The sequence below is a fragment of the Agromyces sp. CCNWLW213 genome, from assembly GCF_037199545.1.
Lineage (GTDB): Bacteria > Actinomycetota > Actinomycetes > Actinomycetales > Microbacteriaceae > Agromyces.
Genome location: NZ_JBBBDX010000007.1, coordinates 1 through 18,801, shown reverse-complemented (window position 1 = coordinate 18,801; position 18,801 = coordinate 1). Strand labels below are relative to the sequence as shown.

At 74.5% G+C, this 18,801-nt stretch carries 18 protein-coding genes; 4 read left to right on the top strand and 14 right to left on the bottom strand.

Annotated features, from left to right (window positions below):
• Positions 1-10: 10 nt before the first annotated feature.
• From WBQ80_RS13340 to WBQ80_RS13315, 6 genes are all read right to left on the bottom strand, one after another.
• Positions 11-868, bottom strand: coding sequence for a glycerophosphodiester phosphodiesterase (locus WBQ80_RS13340; RefSeq protein WP_336570700.1), 858 nt, complete (start codon positions 866-868; stop codon positions 11-13).
• A gap of 210 nt (positions 869-1,078) precedes the next feature.
• Positions 1,079-2,590, bottom strand: a complete 1,512-nt coding sequence (locus tag WBQ80_RS13335) for an SDR family oxidoreductase (RefSeq protein ID WP_336570699.1) — start codon at positions 2,588-2,590, stop codon at positions 1,079-1,081.
• A gap of 83 nt (positions 2,591-2,673) precedes the next feature.
• Positions 2,674-3,534, bottom strand: a complete 861-nt coding sequence (locus WBQ80_RS13330; RefSeq protein WP_337282578.1) for an aldehyde dehydrogenase family protein — start codon at positions 3,532-3,534, stop codon at positions 2,674-2,676.
• Positions 3,531-5,102, bottom strand: coding sequence for an aldehyde dehydrogenase family protein (locus WBQ80_RS13325; protein ID WP_336570695.1), 1,572 nt, complete (start codon positions 5,100-5,102; stop codon positions 3,531-3,533). The genes WBQ80_RS13330 and WBQ80_RS13325 overlap by 4 nt, the downstream gene beginning before the upstream one ends.
• Before the next feature lie 17 nt (positions 5,103-5,119).
• Complete coding sequence (deoC, locus tag WBQ80_RS13320; protein ID WP_336570694.1) at positions 5,120-6,127, bottom strand: deoxyribose-phosphate aldolase; 1,008 nt, start codon at positions 6,125-6,127, stop codon at positions 5,120-5,122.
• Positions 6,128-6,167: 40 nt separating this feature from the next.
• Positions 6,168-7,112 carry a sugar-binding transcriptional regulator gene (locus WBQ80_RS13315; protein ID WP_336570693.1) on the bottom strand — a complete coding sequence of 315 codons (945 nt, stop codon included), beginning with the start codon at positions 7,110-7,112 and terminating at the stop codon, positions 6,168-6,170.
• 116 nt (positions 7,113-7,228) lie between these two features.
• Between WBQ80_RS13315 and WBQ80_RS13310 the strand changes: the two genes are divergently transcribed.
• Positions 7,229-8,161, top strand: a complete 933-nt coding sequence (locus WBQ80_RS13310) for an ROK family protein (protein ID WP_336570692.1) — start codon at positions 7,229-7,231, stop codon at positions 8,159-8,161.
• Between the two features lie 62 nt (positions 8,162-8,223).
• Here WBQ80_RS13310 and WBQ80_RS13305 read toward each other — a convergent pair whose 3' ends face one another.
• Positions 8,224-9,435: an MFS transporter gene (locus WBQ80_RS13305; protein ID WP_336570691.1), complete on the bottom strand. Its 1,212-nt coding sequence runs from the start codon at positions 9,433-9,435 to the stop codon at positions 8,224-8,226.
• 22 nt (positions 9,436-9,457) lie between these two features.
• On the opposite strand from WBQ80_RS13305, the gene WBQ80_RS13300 reads away from it, so the two are divergent.
• A complete protein-coding gene (locus WBQ80_RS13300; RefSeq protein WP_336570690.1) occupies positions 9,458-10,141 on the top strand; it encodes a hypothetical protein in 684 nt (227 codons plus the stop codon).
• 34 nt (positions 10,142-10,175) lie between these two features.
• Here the strand turns inward: WBQ80_RS13300 and WBQ80_RS13295 are convergent, their stop codons facing one another.
• The 4 genes from WBQ80_RS13295 to truB are packed head-to-tail and all read right to left on the bottom strand — an operon-like array spanning position 10,176 to position 12,890.
• Positions 10,176-11,105, bottom strand: a complete 930-nt coding sequence (locus WBQ80_RS13295) for a bifunctional riboflavin kinase/FAD synthetase (protein WP_336570689.1) — start codon at positions 11,103-11,105, stop codon at positions 10,176-10,178.
• Entirely contained in the window at positions 11,102-11,596 is a 495-nt protein-coding gene (locus WBQ80_RS13290) for a hypothetical protein (RefSeq protein ID WP_336570688.1), read from the bottom strand. The genes WBQ80_RS13295 and WBQ80_RS13290 overlap by 4 nt, the downstream gene beginning before the upstream one ends.
• 26 nt (positions 11,597-11,622) lie before the next feature.
• On the bottom strand, positions 11,623-11,991 hold the full coding sequence (locus WBQ80_RS13285; RefSeq protein WP_336570687.1) for a hypothetical protein: 369 nt from the start codon (positions 11,989-11,991) through the stop codon (positions 11,623-11,625).
• Entirely contained in the window at positions 11,988-12,890 is a 903-nt protein-coding gene (truB, locus tag WBQ80_RS13280) for a tRNA pseudouridine(55) synthase TruB (protein ID WP_336570712.1), read from the bottom strand. Before truB ends, WBQ80_RS13285 begins: the two co-directional genes overlap by 4 nt.
• Before the next feature lie 49 nt (positions 12,891-12,939).
• On the opposite strand from truB, the gene WBQ80_RS13275 reads away from it, so the two are divergent.
• Positions 12,940-13,983: a ketopantoate reductase family protein gene (locus WBQ80_RS13275; RefSeq protein WP_336570686.1), complete on the top strand. Its 1,044-nt coding sequence runs from the start codon at positions 12,940-12,942 to the stop codon at positions 13,981-13,983.
• On the opposite strand, the gene WBQ80_RS13270 is transcribed toward WBQ80_RS13275, so the two are convergent.
• Positions 13,931-14,539, bottom strand: a complete 609-nt coding sequence (locus WBQ80_RS13270; protein ID WP_336570685.1) for a hypothetical protein — start codon at positions 14,537-14,539, stop codon at positions 13,931-13,933. The genes WBQ80_RS13275 and WBQ80_RS13270 overlap by 53 nt on opposite strands.
• 48 nt (positions 14,540-14,587) lie before the next feature.
• Between WBQ80_RS13270 and WBQ80_RS13265 the strand changes: the two genes are divergently transcribed.
• Positions 14,588-15,502 (top strand): A/G-specific adenine glycosylase, encoded by a 915-nt coding sequence (locus WBQ80_RS13265; protein WP_336570684.1) that lies wholly within the window; start codon positions 14,588-14,590, stop codon positions 15,500-15,502.
• A 29-nt stretch (positions 15,503-15,531) separates the two neighbouring features.
• Here the strand turns inward: WBQ80_RS13265 and WBQ80_RS13260 are convergent, their stop codons facing one another.
• Positions 15,532-16,935, bottom strand: coding sequence for an adenylate/guanylate cyclase domain-containing protein (locus WBQ80_RS13260; RefSeq protein WP_336570683.1), 1,404 nt, complete (start codon positions 16,933-16,935; stop codon positions 15,532-15,534).
• On the bottom strand, positions 16,932-18,650 hold the full coding sequence (locus WBQ80_RS13255; RefSeq protein WP_336570682.1) for an FAD-dependent oxidoreductase: 1,719 nt from the start codon (positions 18,648-18,650) through the stop codon (positions 16,932-16,934). Before WBQ80_RS13255 ends, WBQ80_RS13260 begins: the two co-directional genes overlap by 4 nt.
• Positions 18,651-18,801 lie beyond the last annotated feature (151 nt).

Below are 18,801 nucleotides of genomic sequence, written 5' to 3'. Positions count from 1 at the left end.
GTGCGTCCGGTCATGTGCCCGGTGCCGTCGCGGCGATCCACTCGTCCAGGTCGCTCGGCTGGTCGGTGATGATGCCGTCGACGCCGAGCGCGCGCACCTGCGCCCACGTGTCCTGCGTGTTCAGCGTGTAGCAGAGCACCGCGATGCCCGCGGAATGGGCCGCGTCGACGGCCTCGGGCGCCGCGGTGACGGATGCCGCGGTGGTGCCGAAGCCGATGACGCCGAGCCGCTCGGCGAGCGGGACGGGATCGGCCGGCAGCTCGCGGATGAGCATGATCCGGGGCGTCGTCGGCGAGATCCGCTGGATGGACTGCAGCGTCTCGATGCTGAAGCTCTGGAGGACCACGCGGTCCCGCAGCCGGTGCCGTTCGACGAGGTCGATGACGCGACGGACCTCGTCCGGCGACCACGCCGCCTTGAGCTCGACGAGTGCCCTCGCGCCGTCGCGTTCGGCGAGCGCGACGAGGAACGCGTCGAGGGTCGGGATCCGCTCGCCGGCGAAGTCGTCGCCGTACCACCGGCCCACGTCGATCCGGCGCAGTTCGGCGAGCGTGCGGTCCTCGACCCGGCCGTCCCGTCCGGCGACGCGCTCGAGGTCGGTGTCGTGGAAGAGCACCGGGACGCCGTCGCGCGTGAGGCGGACGTCGGTCTCGACGTACGCGAGCTCGTCCATCGCGAGCTCGAGCGCGGGCATGGTGTTCTCGGGCGCGAGCGAGCGGTCGCCGCGGTGGCCGATGATCGCCGCGGCCTCGCCCGGCTGGCGCAGCGCGCCGAACACGTCGATGGCGTAGACGTCGGCGGGGATCGCGGCCGTCCACAGGAGCGAGGCGGTCGCGGCGACGCCGGCTGCCGCGAGGGCGATCCGCACGGCCGGTCGGGGCGGCCGGAGTGCGCGGCGCGGCCGGCCTCGGCGGGCGCGGCCGGCCGCCGGTCGAGGGTCATCAGGGGTGCGGGGGGCGGGTACGGCCTCGTCGGGGGCCGTGCGGGGGGCGTGGGGCACGGGATTCGGACCTTCCTCGGCCTCGCGCCTCCTTGCGCGCGCCGTGCAGGTCACTCTAGCAACGCCGTTACCGTTTCGTTATCTTTCGCCCGCTCGAACGCGGTGGGTCGCCACGACGGCGCGCGGCCGGGTGCGCGCCGCCGACGCCGCCTCGAGGGCGATGCGGTTCGCCATGCCGGCGAACACCACGCCGTGGATCGGCACGATCGACCACCAGTAGAGGCGTCCCGCGAGCCCCTTCGGAAAGAACACCGCACGCTGGCGGTAGACCGAGCCGCGACCGTCCGGCTCAGCCGACATCTCGAGCCAGGCCCGGCCCGGAACCCGCATCTCCGCGCGGAGCCGGAGGAACCGCGGCCGCTCGATCGCCTCGACCCGCCAGAAGTCGACCGCGTCGCCCGGGTAGAGGGTGTCCGGGTCGCGCCGGCCGCGACGGAGCCCCACGCCGCCGAACAGCTTGTCGATCCATCCGCGGATCGCCCAGGCCAGGGGGAAGGAGTACCACCCGTTCTCACCGCCGACGCCCTCGATGACCGACCACAGCGCCTCGACCGGCGCGTCGGCGCGACGCTCGCGGCGATCGACGTAGACGGTGTAGCCGGCCCAGTCCGGGTCGCTCGGCAGCGGGTCGCTCGGCGCGCCCTCGACCTCGGCGTTGCGCCAGCTCGTCTCGACCTCGCCCGAGCGCTCCTTCTCGAGCGCGAGGCGGACCGAGCGCCGGTAGCCGACGAGGCCCTCCGGCGGGGGCGGGATGACGGCGTCGATGTCGTGCTCGCGCATGACGCAGTCGAACTGCAGCGACTCGATGATCGGCACCGCGAGGCGCCTGGGGATCGGCGTCACGAGGTTCACCCACTGGCCGGCGAGCCACGGGGTCAGCACGGGCAGCGCCGCGATCGGGCGCTGCCGCAGCCCGGCCTCGACCGCGTACCCGTTCATGAGCTGCCCGTAGCGCAGCACGTCGGGCCCGCCGATGTCGAAGGCGCGGTTCACGTCCGGCGCCAGCTCGGCGGCCCGGATCAGGTAGTGCAGCACGTCGCGGACCGCGATGGGTTGGATGAAGTTGCGCACCCAGCGGGGCGCGGGCATGTACGGCAGCACCTCGGTGAGGTGACGGATCATCTCGAACGACGTCGAGCCCGAGCCGATGATGACGCCGGCCTGCAGCACGACGGTCGGCACGCCGGACTCGAGCAGGATCTCCCCCACCCGGACGCGCGAGCGCAGGTGACGCGAGAGCTTCCCCCCGACGGGATGCAGTCCGCCGAGGTACACGATCCGGCGCACGCCGGCCGCCCGTGCCGCGTTCGCGACGTTCCGCGCGATGCCCAGCTCGGTCGCCTCGAAATCGCCGCGGCCGCCCATCGAGTGCACGAGGTAGTAGACGACGTCGATGTCGCGCACCGCGCGGTCGACGGCCGCGGCGTCCGTCAGGTCGCCGTCGACGAGGTCGACGTCGGCGGCCCAGGGCACGTCGCGGAGCCGCTCGGGCCGCCGCACGACGGCGCGAACCTCGTGCCCCGCCTCGATGAGCCTCGGCACGAGTCGGCCGCCGATGTAGCCGGTCGCCCCGGTCACCAGGATGCGCATGGCCCGACCCTAGCCCGCGAGGTGCGGGCGGGGGCCGGGCCGCCGCTGTGAATCCCCCGAGGGCACCGGACGGGCGCCCGGCGCTACCGCAGGCTCTTGGTGTGCCAGACCGTCTTCGTCTCGGTGAACGCGGCGATGCGGTCGAGCGTCGGCGCCGCGGCATCCGGGCCCTGCTCGGGTCGGAGCACGCGCTTCAGCGTGTCGGCGGCGGCGATCTCGAGGTCGATCCAGTCGAGGTCGCCCGCCCCCACGAGGTCGATCGCGTTGACGTCGGCGTGGCTCGCGAGCCACGGCGCGATCTCGGCGGGCGATCCCGTGAGGACGTTCACGACGCCCTTCGGCACGTCGCTCGTCGCGAGCACCTCGGCGAGCGTGATCGCCGAGAGCGGGAACCGCTCGCTGGCCACCACGACCACCGCGTTGCCGGCGACGAGCGCCGGCGCCACCGCGGAGACGAGGCCGACGAGCGAGGAGTCCTGCGGTGCCACGATCGCCACGACGCCGGTCGGCTCGGGCACCGAGATGTTGAAGTACGGGCCCGCCACCGGGTTGGCGTTGCCCGCGACCTGCGCGAACTTGTCGGCCCAGCCGGCGTACCACACCCAGCGGTCGATGGCCTCGTCGACCTGCGCGGCCGCCTGGGCGCGCGTCGCGCCCTCGGCGTCCTCGATCTCGGCGACGAACTGCGCACGACGGCCCTCGAGGAGCTCGGCGATGCGGTAGAGCACCTGGCCGCGGTTGTACGCGGTGGCGCCCGCCCAGCCGCCCACGGCGCCGCGCGCGGCGACGACCGCGTCGCGGGCGTCCTTGCGCGAGGCCTTCGCGGCGTTGGCGAGGAACGCGCCATCGGCCCTCGCGACCTCGTAGGTGCGGCCGGACTCGCTGCGCGGGAACCCGCCGCCGATGAACAGCTTGTAGGTCTTGGGCACGGCGAGGCGGCTCACTTCGCGGCTCCCTTCTTCTTGGCGCGTGCTGATCGAGGAGCCCGCTTCGCGGGCGTCTCGAGATCGGGCGTCGACGATGATCCGGCGGCCTCGAGACGACGCTGCGCAGCGCCGCGGCCGACCGAGGTCGCCGTCGCAGGCGAGAGGTACGCCCCGAGCCCGTGCCGGCCGCCCTCTCGGCCGTAGCCCGACTCCTTGTAGCCGCCGAACGGGCTGGCCGGGTCGAAGCGGTTGAAGGTGTTGGCCCACACCACGCCGGCGCGCAGCTGGTCGGCGACGGCGAGGATGCGGCTGCCCTTGTCGGTCCAGATGCCGGCCGACAGTCCGTAGGGCGTGTTGTTCGCCTTGGCGATGGCCTCCTGCGGCGTGCGGAACGTGAGCACCGACAGCACCGGCCCGAAGACCTCCTCGCGCGCGATGCGGTTCGACGTCTGCACGTTGGTGAAGATCGTCGGCGCGTACCAGAACCCGTTCTCGGGGATCTCGCACGGGGCGCTCCAGCGCTCGGCGCCCTCGTCGACGCCCGCGTCCGACAGCTCCGTGATGCGCGCGAGCTGCTCGGCCGAGTTGACGGCGCCGATGTCGGTGTTCTTGTCGAGCGGGTCCCCGAGGCGCAGCGTCGACAGGCGGCTCTTCAGGCGCTCGACGACCTCGTCGTGGATGGATTCCTGCACGAGCAGTCGCGACCCGGCGCAGCACACGTGCCCCTGGTTGAAGAAGATGCCGTTGACGATGCCCTCGATGGCCTGGTCGATGGGCGCGTCGTCGAAGACGATGTTCGCGGCCTTGCCGCCGAGCTCGAGCGTGACCTTCTTCGACGTGCCCGCGACCTGCTTCGCGATCGCGCGGCCGACGGCGGTCGAACCGGTGAAGGCGACCTTGTCGACGCCGTCGTGCGCGACGAGCGCGGCGCCGGTGTCGCCCGCGCCCGTCACGATGTTGACGACGCCCGGCGGCAGGTCGGCCTGCTGGACGATCTCGGCGAAGAGCAGCGCGGTGAGCGGCGTCGTCTCGGCGGGCTTCAGCACGACGGTGTTGCCGGCGGCGAGCGCCGGGGCGATCTTCCACGCGAGCATGAGCAGCGGGAAGTTCCACGGGATCACCTGCGCGGCGACGCCGAGGGCGCGGGGGTTCGCGCCGAGTCCGGCGTGGTCGAGCTTGTCGGCCCAGCCGGCGTAGTAGAAGAACCATGCCGCCACGAGCGGCACGTCGACGTCGCGCGACTCCTTGATCGGCTTGCCGTTGTCGAGCGACTCGGCCACGGCGAGCTCGCGAGCCCGTTCCTGCACGAGCCGGGCGATGCGGAAGAGGTACTTGCCGCGGTCGCGGCCCGACATGCGCGACCAGGTGCGGTCGTAGGCCCGCCGGGCGGCGGCCACCGCGTCGTCGACGTCGGCGGCGTTCGCGTTCGCGATCGTCGCGATCCGCTCCTCGCTCGCGGGCGAGATGGTCTGGAACGGCGTGCCGCGGCCGTCGACGAACTCGCCGTCGATGAAGAGGCCGTACTGGTCCCGGAGCGAGAGGATCGCCCGTGACTCGGGTGCGGGGGCGTATTCGAGGAAGCTCATGATGCGGTGCTCTCGTCTCAGTCGATGGTCACGTAGTCGGGGCCGGAGTAGTGACCGGTCGCCAGCTTCTGGCGCTGCAGGAGCACGTCGTTGAGCAGGCTCGACGCGCCGAAGCGGAACAGGTGCGGCTGCAGCCATTCCTCGCCGACCGTCTCGGCGACGGTCACGAGGTACTTGATCGCGTCCTTCGACGCGCGGATGCCGCCCGCGGGCTTCACGCCGATGCGCTGCCCGGTCATGAGGTGCCAGTCGCGCACGACCTCGAGCATGAGGAGCGTCACCGGCAGCGTCGCGGCCGGCTGCACCTTGCCCGTGGAGGTCTTGATGAAGTCGCCGCCCGCGAGGATCGACAGCCACGACGCGCGGCGCACGTTGTCGTACGTCACGAGCTCGCCGGTCTCGAGGATGACCTTGAGCGAGGCGCTCGTGCCGTCGGGGCGGCGGCAGGCCTCCTTGGCGGCCGCGATCTGGTCGAAGACGAGCCCGTAGCGGCCCGCGAGGAACGCCCCGCGGTCGATGACCATGTCGATCTCGTCGGCGCCGTGCGCGACGGCCTCCGCGGTGTCGGCGAGCTTGATCTCGAGCGACGACCGGCCGGACGGGAAGGCGGTCGCGACCGCCGCGACCGCGATGCGGCCGTCGTCGGGGTCGCCGTGCAGGGGGCCCAGCGCATCGACGGCGTACGGGACCATGTCGCCGTACACGCACACCGCCGCGACGCGCGGGGTCGTGGCATCCGCCGGGTCGGGGTTGACGGCCTTCGCGACGAGCGAGCGGACCTTGCCCGGCGTGTCGGCGCCCTCGAGGGTCGTGAGGTCGACCAGCGAGATGATGCGATCGAGCGCCCACTGCTTCGACGTGGTCTTGATGGAGCGCGTGCCGAGGGCGGCGGCGCGCTGCTCGAGGCCGACGGCGTCGACGCCCGCGATGCCGTGGAGGTACCGGCGGAGAGTGGCGTCGTCGGGCTCGCCGCCGAGCACGGCGAGCGCGCGCTCCCGGGCGGTGACCAGTGAGGTGCCTGACATGTGTTCCTGGCTTTCGATCGTGACGGATGCCGCGGGCGGCTCAGCCGTCGAGGAGGTGGAGGGCGGTCGCCTCGTCGGTGACGAGCACCGAGCAGAGGCCTGAGCGGACGACCGCGTCGGCGACCGGGTGCTTCGAGCGCCCGGCGATGACGGCGATGCGGAGCCGGCCCTCGCGGAGCTCGTCGAGCGTGAGGCCGACGGTCCGCGCGTCGAGCGCGGGGTCGACGATGTTGCCGTCGGCGTCGATGTAGCGGCCGACGACGTCGCCGACGGCGCCCTTCTGCACGAGCAGGTCGACGTCGGCGTCGGTGAGGTAGCCGCTCTCGATGTGCACCGACGTGTGGTCGGCCGGGCCGGCGCTGAACAGGTACGCGTCGGCGGAGCGGGCGAGTTCGATGACCCCGGCGACGACGCGGTCGGACTCGATGGCCTGCTTGGTCGCGAGGTGCTCGAGGATGGCGGGACTCGGCAGCAGCGTGGCGTTGCCGCCGCCCTTCTGCGCGATCGCCACGGCGGTGGCCGCGGCGGTGCCCGCGCGGCGGTTGAGGCTCACGCCGCCGTTGATCTGCACGACGTTGACCCCCGTCGCCCAGCCGTTGCGGAGGTGCTGCGAGACCTCGAACAGCGTGCGGCCCCAGCTGACCCCGAGCGTGCGCGGCACCGGGCGGAGGGCGGTGAGGTAGTCGGCGGCGGCCTGGGCGGTGCGCGACTGCAGCTCGTCCGGGGAGTTGACGCCCGCGGAGGAGACCACGATCGCGTCGTCGAGGCCGCGTTCCTCGCGGAGCCGGCGCTCGATCGGGAGGCGGCGAGCGCGCGGGTGGAGGATCTCGATGCGGATGAACCCGCGCTGCTTGGCCTGGGCGAGCAGTCGCCCCACCTTCCAGCGCGTGAGCCGGAGCGCCTGACCGATCTCGTCCTGCGTCTTGTTCTCTTCGTAGTAGAGCTCCGCCGCGCGGATCGAGAGGAGTTCGTCGGTCTCGTCCATTCGTCTCCTTCCGCCGCCATCCAGCGTAGGCTCGGCCTGCGCGGACGGCAACATGCGCGGGTGGTTCTGCTCATATGAGCAGGTGCCCTCGGATGGGGCGCCCGTATGCTGGCCGTATGACGGCACCGGTGGCGCTCGCGGTCGACTTCGGCGGCACCAAGGTCGAGGCCGCGCTCGTCGATGGCTCGGGTGCGCTGCTGCCGGCATCCCGCGCGCGCCGTCCGACCGGTGCCGACGCGACGTCCGACGCGCTCGACCGGGCCGTCGCCTCGGCGGTCCGCCACGCCCTCGCGGCGCTCCCCGACGGAGCCCCCCTCACCGGCGCCGGCGTCGGCTGCGCGGGGCCCGTCGACCTCGCGGCGGGCACCGTCTCGCCGCTCAACGTCCCCGCCTGGCGGCGGCATCCGCTCGTCGACCGCGTCTCGGCCCTCGTGCCGGGCGTCCCGGTCACGCTCGGGATCGACGGGCTCTGCATCGCCGTGGCCGAGCACTGGGTGGGCGCCGGACGCGGGACCCGCAACCTGCTCGGCATGGTCGTCTCGACGGGCGTCGGCGGCGGGCTGGTCCTCGACGGACGACCCGCGCCGGGCCCGACGGGCAACGCCGGGCACATCGGCCACGTCGAGGTCGGCGGCGCCGACGACGCGTGCGCATGCGGCGGGCGTGGCTGCCTCGAGGCCGTGGCCTCCGGCCCGAGCACCGTGCGGTGGGCTCGCGCCCACGGCTTCGCCGGGGCCACGGGCGAGGACCTGGCCCGGGCCCACGCCGCGGGCGATCGCGTCGCCGCCGCCGCCGTGGAGCGCGCCGGGACGGCGATCGGCCGGGCCATCGCGTCCGCCGCCAACCTCGCCGACCTCGACATGGCGGCCGTCGGAGGCGGGTTCTCGCGGGTCTCGCCGGCCCTGCTCGACGCGGCGCGCACGGCGCTCTCGGCGCGGACCGAGTTCGACTTCGTCCGCCGGACCCGGATCGTGCCCTCGGCGCTGTCGGACGAGGGACCGCTGATCGGCGCCGCCGCCCTGGTGCATCGGCCGGGAGCGCACGCCTGACGGCGGACCCGGCGGGGACCGGGATGGTCCGCGGACCTCGGGCGAACCCCGCGGGCTGGGGCTCAGACCCGCTCGTCCTCGAAGTACCGGGGCCGCGCGACCACCGCACCGCCGATCACCGCCGGCAGGGCCGAGGCGAGCAGGACGACGAGCGGAACCGTCCATCCCCCCGTCGCGTCATGGAGGAGGCCGACGGCGAGCGGTCCGATCGCGACGGCGACGTAGCCCACCGACTGCACGAATCCGCTCAGTGCGACCGAGCCGGCGTGGGTGCGCGTGCGCAGGTTGATCAGCACGAGGGCGAGGGGGAAGAACAGGGGCCCGATCCCAACGAGGGCGACCCAGAGCCACGTGGCCGTCGCCGGCGCCGCGATGAGTCCGACGTACCCCAGCACGATGCCCCCGGCGCCGATCGCGACGAGGATCCGCACCGCGCCCTTCCGGGCGGCGAGGACGGGAACGGCGAGCGCCGCGGGGAGGCCCATCGCCGCGAAGAGCGACAGCAGCGCGCCCGCCTCGAGCGGCGAGGACCCCGCCGTCTCCTGCAGGATGAGCGGCAGCCAGGCGAACAGGGCGTAGGCGTTGAACCCCGACACCGCGAACACGGCCGCCAGCGCCCACGCGAGCGGCGAGCGGAACGCGTGCCGGAGCAGGCCGGGCTCCGCCTCCTCCGGGAGCTCCGCGGGGATCTCGCGGCGCGGGTGGACGAGCAGCGCCACCCACGGCACGAGCGAGGCCAGCGCGAGCACCGCCCAGAGGCCGAGCGAGACGCGCCAGCCCGCGGCATCCGCCACGGGCACGGCGACCAGCGGCGGCAGGAACGTGCTCACCGACATCGCCGTCACGTAGACGGTCGTGACCAGGCCGATGCGGTCCGGGAAGTAGCGCTTCACGAGCGGGGGCAGCAGGACGTTGCCGACGCCGATCGCGGCGAACGTCGCCGTGCTCGCCGCGAGCAGCAGGCCGGCGGACGGCGCAAGCCCCCGACCGGCGAGGCCGAGCGCGAGCGCGCCGAGCGAGACGACCAGCGTCGCCTCGAGGCCGAACCGTCGCGCGAGCACCGGCGTGACGATGCCGAACAGCGCGTAGCAGAGGGGCGGGAGCATGCCGAGGAAGCCGACGGCGAGGGCCGTCAACGGGATCTCGCGCTCGATCTGGACGAGGACGGGCGAGAGCGAGGCGACCGCGGTGCGGAGGTTGAACGCGACCGCGACGATGCCGACGAGCGCCAGGGTGCGCCCCGCCCACAGCGGTCGAGGGGCGGCGTTCGTCACCCGCCGAGTCTAGGCTGGACGCGTGGCCGACTTCTCGCGCTACCTCCCGCTGAGCCGGCGTCCCGACGTCGACGAGTCCGGCGTGACCGCCGATCGTCGCAGCGAGACCGCCGAGGTGCTGACCGCCCTCGCCGAGGTGTTGCGCGCGGCCGGCGGCGACGCGTGGGCGGCGACCACGGGCCGGCCGGGCTGGCAGGTCGCCGACGTGGCGTCCGAGCTCGTCGAGGACTTCGGGCGCTCGCGCACCCGGCGGGCGCTCGACGCCGCGGGCCGGATCGCGCGGGGCGCCGAGGCGCGTCGACTCGCCGAGCTCACGCGCCTGCCCGGCCCCGCCGCGGCGGCGGACCGCATCGCGCTGCGGGCGGGGGCCGTCCTCGAGCGGCCGAAGCCCACGAGCATCGTCGAGCTCGACGACGCCGTGGTCGCGGCGCTCCTCATCGGCGACGCGATCGGCGCGGTGGTGCCGCTCTCACCGCGTGCCTCGGGCGCCGTCGCCCTCCGTCGCGCCGCCGCCGCTCCCACCGAGATCCGCGCGGTCATCGCCGGGCACCGGTTGCGCGCGACGGACGCCGGCTGGGAGTTCGGCCACGGCGCGCCGCTCGTCGACACGGCGGCGGGCCTGCTCCGCTTCCTCACCGGCATCGGCGCCGTCGCTCCGCACCCGCCGCGGGCCGACGAGGCGCCGCCGGCCGACGCCCGGGACTGACCGCGGCACCCCGCGTCGTCGCCCCGGCGATCCCTCAGGCCACGAGCTCCCGCACGCGCGCGACGTCGCGGCCCATCTGCGCGATGAGGGCGTCGATGCCGTCGAACTTCTCCATGCCGCGGACGCGGTGCGCGAACTCGACGCCCACGACGTGATCGTAGAGGTCGAGGTCGCGGTCGAGCACGTACGCCTCGACCTGCTTCTGCGGCACCCCCTCGAACGTCGGGTTGTTGCCGACCGAGATCGCCGCCGGATAGCGCACTCCCCCGTCGACGAGCCAGCCGGCGTACACGCCGTCGCCCGGGATGAACCCCTCGGCGTCGGGCGCGAGGTTCGCGGTCGGGTAGCCGAGTTCGCGTCCGCGCTTGAAGCCGTGCACGACGAGGCCGCTCATCGTCGGCACGTGGCCGAGCAGCTCGGCAGCATGCTCGACCTCGCCGGCCTCGAGCAGCTCGCGGATCCAGGTCGAGGAGACGCGGCGTCCGCCCTCGGGCACCACGTCGTCGACGACGACCACGTCGAAGCCGAGTTCCTCGCCCTGGCGGCGGAGCATCCCGACGTCGCCCTCGTTGCCGCGCCCGTAGCGGAAGTCGTGGCCCACGAGCAGGACGCGCGCGCCGAGCGCCTCGACGAGGTAGCGGCGCACGAACTCGTCGGCGGAGTTGCCGGCGAGCTCGGCGTCGTAGTGCAGCAGCAGCGTCGCATCGAGGCCCGTGGTGGCCAGCAGCTGCAGCTTCTGCCGCGTGCTGATGAGCTGCGGCGGGCAGCGGTCGGGCGCGTGGAACGCCGCGGGGTGGCGGTCGAACGTGATCGCGACGGCCTCGAGGCGACGCTCCCCGGCGATCTCGCGGAGCTTCGCGATGACCGCACGGTGGCCCTGGTGCACGCCGTCGAACTTGCCGATCGTCACGGCCGAGGGCCCGAATCCGTGCGGGATGGCGTCGAGCCCGTCGAACGTCCTCACGAGCGGTCCTCGGCCGCGCTCCGGGGGGCCGCCGATCCCGCGGAGGCGGCCTGCTCCGCGGGATCCCGCTGCGGCGGATGCGTGGCGAGCCACCACATGCCGAGGGGCGGGAGCACGAGCGGGACGAACAGGTACCCCATGCCGAAGTTCGACCACACGGTCGCGTCGGGGAAGAGCTCCGGCCGGATCACGCTGAGCGCCCCGACCACGATCACGCCGGTGAACTCGAATACGATCGTCGCCCACGCCACCCGGTACCACGCCGGCGTGGGACGCACGAGGGCGATGGTCGCGACGATGTAGACCACGGCCGCGAGCGCGGACAGCGCGTACGCGAGCGGGGCCTCGTCGAACCGCTGGACGATCTGCGTGAAGCTGCGTCCCGTCGCGGCGAGCGCGAGCACGGCGTAGACGGCCACGAGAACGCGGCCGATGCCGCTCATGCGGCCCGGCGTCGCGGCGGGCTCGGGTTCGATGCGTGCGTCGCTCATGTCCGACGATTCTCCCAGACCGCGCATCACGCCTGCTGCACGGTCCAGATCTGCAGCATCCGGTACACCATGACGGCGACGGCGAGCGCGGCCACGCCGCACACGACGGTCGCCCAGCGGCCGCGCTCGAGCAGCGCCCAGAACGCCGCCGCGGGCGGCAGCAGCAGCGCGCTCACGAGGTAGACCCAGAACTCGAGCAGGCTGCCGGTCGGCGGGTTGCCCGCGCCCGGCGCGACGACGGCGACGACGACCTGCACGACGAGGAGCAGCTCGACGAGTGCGAGCACGCCGAGGACGAGGTCGTTCGGCACGCGCTTCGCGAGCCCCAGCACGACGCACAGCAGACCGCCGACCACGGCGACGGCGACCTGGACGTAGGCGAACCACTCGATCATGCGCCCTCCTCGGCGGGGAACCCGGTGACGACCTTGAGCTGGGGGCCGCGGCGCTCGACGATGGCGACGAGCACGTCGCCGGGTCCGATCGCGGCGGCGGGGCCCGCGGCCACCTCGGCCGGCGCGTCGATGCGCTTGCCGTGGCGGAGGTCGCGGACGTCGTCGGCGTCGACGGTCACGACGGGGAGCACGCGCCGGGCGGCGTCGGCGGGCGAGAGGCGCCGGGCGGCGACGTCGAAGCCCTCGAGCGGGCCGGCCTCGACGACGTCGAACCGGCCGATCCGGGTGCGGCGCAGCGCCGTGAGGTGCCCGCCGATCCCGAGCGCGGTCCCGAGGTCGCGCGCGAGGGCGCGCACGTACGTGCCCGACGAGCACGCCACGCGCACGTCGAGGTCGAGGCATCCCTCGCCCCTGCGGAGGTCGAGCAGCTCGAACGCCGAGACGGTCACCGTCCGGGCCTTCAGCTCGACCTGCTCGCCGTCGCGCACGCGCTGGTAGGCGCGCCGGCCGTCGACCTTCACGGCGCTGACGGCGCTCGGCACCTGCTCGATCACGCCCGTCTGCGCGGCCATGGCCTCGGCGACGGCCTCGGCGGTGACGGCCGCGACGGCCGCGTCGGATGCCGCGTCGAGTGCGTCGCCCTCGGCGTCGTCGGTGGTCGTGCCCCATCCGAGCCGCACGGTCGCGCGGTACTCCTTGTCGAGTCCGACGAGGTGGTGCAGGAGGCGCGTGGCGGAATCGACGCCGAGGACGAGCAGCCCGGTGGCCATGGGGTCGAGGGTCCCGGCGTGGCCGACCTTGCGCGTGCCGGCGAGCCGGCGGATGCGGGCGACCACGTCGTGGCTGGTCATCCCCTGCGGCTTGTCGACGAGGAGGATGCCGCTGTTCACGCGGTACAGGCTAACAGCGCGGGCGGATGCCGCCGGCCGTGCGTCCTACGCTGGACCGGTGAGGATCGGGATCATCGGCGCGGGCGCGCTCGGCGGGACGTTCGCGGCGCTGCTCGCACGCGCCGGACACGACGTCGAGGTCGCCGCGCGGGGCGCGGGCCTGGAGGCGATCCGCGCGGGCGGCATCCGCCTGTCGGGCGGCTACGGCGAGGTGCACGCGCACCCCGCCGCGGGCGAGCGGCTGACGACGCGGCCCGACCTCGTGCTCGTCTGCACGAAGGCGCAGGACGCCGAGGCGGCCCTCGTCGCGAACGCCAGGACGATCGACGGGGTCAGGGTCGTCGTCGTGCAGAACGGACTCGACGGCGTCACGACTGCCGAGCGGGTCCTGCCCCGCTCGACGTGCCTCGGCATGCTCTCGATCATCGCCGCCAACTACACCGAGCCGGGCGCGGTCCGGGTGACCACGACGGCGGCGAGCTACCTCGGCCGCGGCGACGGCGAGCCCGACGCCGAGGCGCGGCGCGCGGCGGCCGTCCTCTCCGAGGCGGCGCCGGTCGTGGCGATCGGGAACTTCCGCGGCGCCCAGTGGACCAAGCTCGTCGTCAACATGCTGAACGCCGTGCCCGCGATCGTCGGCCGGAGCGTGCAGGACGTGGTCGACGACCCGGCGCTGCGCCGCGTGGTCGCCGCATCGATGCGCGAGACCGTGCGGGTCGGGATGGCCCGTGGCATCCGCTTCGGGTCGCTGCAGGGGCTGGGCGACCGCCGGCTGAGGGCCTTCGCGCGGCTGCCGCTCCGCGTGGGGCAGCTGCTGCCGTGGTCGATGCGCGTGCGCATGGGCGACGTGCCCAACCTCGGCTCGACCCAGCAGAGCCTGCGTCGGGGCCAGCCCACCGAGATCGACTTCCTGAACGGCGCGGTCGTGCGCGAGGCCACGGCCGCGGGCCTCGATGCGCCCGTGAACCGGGCGCTCGTCGAGCTCGTGCACGAGGTCGAGCGGCAGGGCGCCCCGCTGCCGGCTGCGCGGGTGACCGCCGTGCTCGCCGCTACGCGCCGGACCCGCCGGACCCGCCGAGGCGGGGCCGCGCGGGGTCGCTGAGGTCGACCACGAACTGCGCGTGCTCGCGGGGGTCGGACTCGGCGTAGGCGATCGCGTCGGCCGGGTCGACCGGGTCGCCGTCGACCGCGATCCGCACGTCCCACAGGTCGCGGAGGCGGCGGCGGAGCAGGAACCGCCCGTCGAGCACGAGGAACGCGTCGGCGGGCCCCGTCCGCCACTTCGGCTCGACCCACGCGTCGCGCACGAGGTCGAAGTTGCTCGTGACGAAGGCGGTCGAGCCGGCCAGGCGGAACGGGTCGACGAGCGTGCGCCGCAGCGCCGACTCGTCGACGCCGTAGCCGAAGTAGCGCTCGGGCGTATCGGGGCCGTACTCGGCCTGCGCCTCGCGCGACCGGTGGAAGTCCTCGACGCTCGCGCGGAACACCGCGAGGTCGCGCTCGCGCAGCACGTCGGCGAGGTCGTCGCCGAGGGCGGTCTTGCCGCTGCGCACGGGGCCGTCGATCGCGACGATGACGCGCCCGCGGCCCGTGTGCGCGAGGAACCCGTCGGCGACCCGGCGGAGGAACGCGACGCGCGGGGTCGTGACGAGCTCCATGCTCCGAGCGTAGCCCGGCGCGTCGCACGGCCCGAATAGGCTGGGCGGATGCCGCACCCCGCCGTCACCGACGTCGACGACCGCGACGGCGGCCGTCTCGCGGCCGCGGTGATCGAGTGGTTCGCGCACGCCGCCCGACCGTTGCCGTGGCGCGCGGCCGACGTGTCGCCCTGGGCCGTGCTCGTGAGCGAGTTCATGCTGCAGCAGACGCAGGTCGGCCGCGTGCAGCCCCGCTGGGAGGCGTGGGTCGCGCGGTGGCCGACGCCCGCCGCGCTCGCCGCGGAACCGCCCGCGGAGGCGGTTCGCGCCTGGGACCGCCTCGGCTACCCGCGACGTGCGCTGTGGCTGCACCGCGCCGCGACCGAGATCGTCGAGCGGCACGGCGGCGAGGTGCCCCGCGACCTCGACGCCCTGCTGGCGCTGCAGGGCATCGGCCCCTACACGGCGCGCGCGATCGCGGCCTTCGCGTTCGGCGACCGGCACCCGGTCGTCGACACCAACACGCGGCGGGTCATCGCACGCGCCGTCGAGGGTCGGGCCGAGGCGGGTCCCCCGGCGACCGCGCGCGACCTGGCGGCCATGGAGCGGCTGCTGCCCGTCGACCGCGAGGCGGCCCACCGGTTCAACGCGGGCGCCATGGAACTCGGCGCGACGGTGTGCACGGCGCGTGCGCCGCAGTGCGACGCGTGCCCGATCGTCGACCGGTGCGCCTGGCGGGCCGCCGGGTATCCCGCCTACGACGGACCGCGCCGCACCCGGCAGGCGCGGTTCGAGGGCAGCGATCGCGAGGCACGGGGCCTCGTGATGCGCGAGCTCCGGGCCGCGCACCGCCCGGTCCCCGCCGACGACCTGGCCCGGGTGCTCCCCGACGATCCCGAACGGTTCCGCCGCGCGCTCGGCGGCCTCGTCGCCGACGGACTCGCCGTCGCCTCGCCCGACGGGTATGCGCTCCCGCACGCCTGATCCGGCGGGCCGCCCGCTGCGGCATCCGCTCAGTCGCCGAGCCGGACCAGCCGGTGCGCCTCGACGGGCGCATCGCGCCCCGCCACCTGCAGCGCGCCGAGCGGCTCGGTGACCGCGGCATCGCCCAGGCGCTCCCGCGTCGCCGCGGCGATCGCCACGCCGCCCACCGGCGCGCGGTGCTCGATGCGCGAGGCGACGTTCACGGTGTCGCCGATGACCGTGTAGGTGCGCCCGCCACCCGTGCCGAGGATGCCGACGTTCGCCGTGCCGGAGTTGACGCCCACCCGGAACCGCGGCCAGTCCGGGTGCGCGGCCGCCACCGCGCCCGTCGCCTCCTGCAGCGCGAGTGCGGCGCCCGCCGCCCGGTGCGCGTGCGAGGCGGATTCGTCGGGATCCGCCTCGAACACCGCCATGACGGCGTCGCCGATGAGCCGGTCCACTCGTCCGCCGAAGCGCTCGACGAGCGGTGGGATCGCGTCGGAGAAGTACGTGTTGAGCATCGCGGTGACCTCGGCGGGTTCATGCGACTCGGAGAAGTGCGTGAACCCAGCGAGGTCGGCGAAGAGCACCGACACGTCGCGCTCGCCCGCGGCCGTGTCGTGCGTGTAGAGGCCCGCCCACCGCTCCTCGCGCCACGATCGCTGCGCGGCGACCGCGATGATCACGAACGCGGCGAGCATGAGCACGTGCCACTCCCACCACGAGAGATGCCAGTTGCGGCCGAGCGCGACGGCGATCTCGGCCTCGGCGAGCAGCGTGAACGCCGCCGCGAATGCGAGGGGCAGCGGCGAGGCGGCGTGCCGTGGCATCCGGAGGTAGCGGATCACCGCGAAGCCGTAGAGCACGAGTCCGACCACGGCGAGCACGGCGAACGGGACGGCCATGCGCTCGGGCGGCGCGGCGGCGTCGAGGGGCCCGAGTCGCAGCAGCGACACGGCCGCCCACGCAAGCATGAGCGCGACGAGCCCGCCGACGAGCCACGGTGCGAGGCGCACGACCCTGGCGCCGTGCGCACCGTCGAGGTCGAGGCTCGACCACGCCGCGAAGACCGAGGCCACCGTGAGCCCGACCGGCGTCGCGAGCGCGAACCCCGTGTTCGAGCCCTCCAGCAGCACTCCCGGCGTGGCGAGCGCGTGAAGGGCGAGGAAGCCCGCCGCGGCGAGGAAGGACAGCGACACCAGGACGAGCCGGGCGTCCCGTCGGAGCCGCGCCGCCGATCCCACCGCCCACGCGAGCGCGGCGTTGATGGACCCTGCGGCGAGCACCAGCCAGAAGTGCGCGGGCTGGTGCTCCCACTGCAGGTCGAGCGCGGGACGCGCGACGAGCAGCCAGAGCCCGAGGAGCGGCACGGCGAGGATCGCCGCGATGAGCGCGACCCGGCCCGGGGACGGCGGCGAGGCCACCGGCCCGGTGCCGGGAGCGATGCGCGTCATCCGGCCGCGCTCTGCTCCTCGCGGGCGCGGATCTCCGCGAGGTGCTTGTGCACCGACGAGACCACGACCGAACCCTCTCCGACCGCCGAGGCGACCCGCTTCACGGAGCCGCGGCGGGCGTCGCCCACCGCGAAGACGCCCGGCAGGCTGGTCTCGTGGGCCGCCGGCTCCCGCTCGAGCGGCCACGCTCGAGGTCCGCCCTGCGCGACCAGGTCCGCCCCCGTGAGCACGTACCCCCAGCGGTCGCGCAGCACCTCGGGTGGCAGCCACCCCGTGCGGGGAGCGGCCCCGATGAGCACGAACAGCCCGCCGCACGCCTCCTCGGTCTCGGCGCCCGTGTCGCGATCGCGCACGATGATGTGCTCGAGTCCGCCGTCGCGGCCCCCGCCGCCGACGACCTCGGCGCGCGTACGCACGGTGACCCCCTGCGCGGTCAGCTGGTCGATGAGGTATTGCGACATGCTGTCGGCGAGCGACGAGCCCCGCACGAGCAGCGTGACGGAGACGGCGTATCGCGCCAGGTGCAGCGCCGCCTGGCCGGCCGAGTTGCCGCCCCCCACCACGAAGACGGGCTTCCCGGCCATGCCCTGGGCCTCGACCGCGGAGGCGCCGTAGTAGACGCCGGCGCCGACCAGGTCCCCCTCGAGCTCGGGCACCCCCAGGCGCCGATAGGACACTCCGGTCGCGAGCACGACGCTGCGGCTGCGGACCGCGAGGTCGGGTGCGATGTGGACGACGTACTCGTCGCCCTCCTGTCCGAGTCCCACCACCTCGCGCGCGTGCGCGAAGCGCGCCCCGAACACCCAGGCCTGCTGGTAGGCGCGCTGCGCGAGCTCGGAGCCCGAGATGCCCCGCGAGAAGCCGAGGTAGTTGCGGATGAGCGAACTCGATCCCGCCTGTCCGCCGATCGACTCGCGTTCCACGACGAGCACGTCGAGCCCCTCGGACGCGGCGTAGACGGCGGCGGCGAGACCGGCGGGCCCGGCGCCCACCACGACGACGTCGGCCGTCCGGTCGACGTCGACCGACGTGTCGAGGCCGTACGCGGCGGCCAGCTCGGCGTTGCCGGGATCGACGAACGCGCGGCCGTCGAGCATGACCACCACGGGCACCTCGGGCACGTCGTGGATCCCGGCGACCTCGAGTCGCTCCCGCGCGAGCGGATCGGAGGGCCGGAGCCAGTCGTGCGGCACGCCGCCGCGTGCGAGCAGGCTCCGCAGCTCGTGCGTGCGCGCGAGCCCGGCGCGGCCGATGACGGTGACCTCGCGGGGTCGCAGTCCGATCGAGCGCTCCCACTCGAGCAGGAACTCCGTGATGGTCCGATGGAAGTACTCGTCGGGCGTGTGCCACGGCCGGATCACGTAGTACTCGAGCTCCCCCGCGGCCATGAGCCGCAGGATCTCCTCGCGCACGACCGGGTCGCCCCACTGGCCCCATTCGATGAGGCGTCCGCGCCGGACGTCGGGGAACCAGGACCTCGCGACGGCGAACACGCTCCGTCCGCCCACGTCGCCCGCGCGATCGGCGAGGATCAGCGCGAGCTGGCTGCCGGCCGCCACGAGCTGGCCGATGCGCACCGCCGCCACCTCGTCGTCGGGCGCCTCGTCGATGCGGTAGTCGGCCGCGTATCGACGGCGCAGCTCGGCCACGATCGCCTCACGCACGACGGCGTCGGACGCGACGACGAGGATGACGGGCGATGCCGCAGCCGACATGCGTGCCTCCTCGCTCCTCGGACAGCTGATCGGGGGCAGTGTATCGCCGAGGCCTGCGCGACCGACAGAGGCGAGGGGGGGGGGGGGGGGGGGGGGAGGGGGGGGGGGGGGGAGGGGGGGGGGGGGGGGGGGGGGGGGGGGGGGGGGGGGG

Coding starts and splice junctions, on each gene's coding strand:
- deoC (WP_336570694.1), bottom strand. CDS start 6,127: ATGTCAGGCACCTCACTGGTCACCGCCCGGGAGCGCGCGCTCGCCGTG.
- WBQ80_RS13265 (WP_336570684.1), top strand. CDS start 14,588: ATGCCGCACCCCGCCGTCACCGACGTCGACGACCGCGACGGCGGCCGT.
- WBQ80_RS13315 (WP_336570693.1), bottom strand. CDS start 7,112: ATGGACGAGACCGACGAACTCCTCTCGATCCGCGCGGCGGAGCTCTAC.
- WBQ80_RS13285 (WP_336570687.1), bottom strand. CDS start 11,991: ATGATCGAGTGGTTCGCCTACGTCCAGGTCGCCGTCGCCGTGGTCGGC.
- WBQ80_RS13255 (WP_336570682.1), bottom strand. CDS start 18,650: ATGTCGGCTGCGGCATCGCCCGTCATCCTCGTCGTCGCGTCCGACGCC.
- WBQ80_RS13270 (WP_336570685.1), bottom strand. CDS start 14,539: ATGGAGCTCGTCACGACCCCGCGCGTCGCGTTCCTCCGCCGGGTCGCC.
- WBQ80_RS13325 (WP_336570695.1), bottom strand. CDS start 5,102: ATGAGCTTCCTCGAATACGCCCCCGCACCCGAGTCACGGGCGATCCTC.
- WBQ80_RS13335 (WP_336570699.1), bottom strand. CDS start 2,590: ATGCGCATCCTGGTGACCGGGGCGACCGGCTACATCGGCGGCCGACTC.
- WBQ80_RS13260 (WP_336570683.1), bottom strand. CDS start 16,935: ATGACGCGCATCGCTCCCGGCACCGGGCCGGTGGCCTCGCCGCCGTCC.
- WBQ80_RS13290 (WP_336570688.1), bottom strand. CDS start 11,596: ATGAGCGACGCACGCATCGAACCCGAGCCCGCCGCGACGCCGGGCCGC.
- WBQ80_RS13310 (WP_336570692.1), top strand. CDS start 7,229: ATGACGGCACCGGTGGCGCTCGCGGTCGACTTCGGCGGCACCAAGGTC.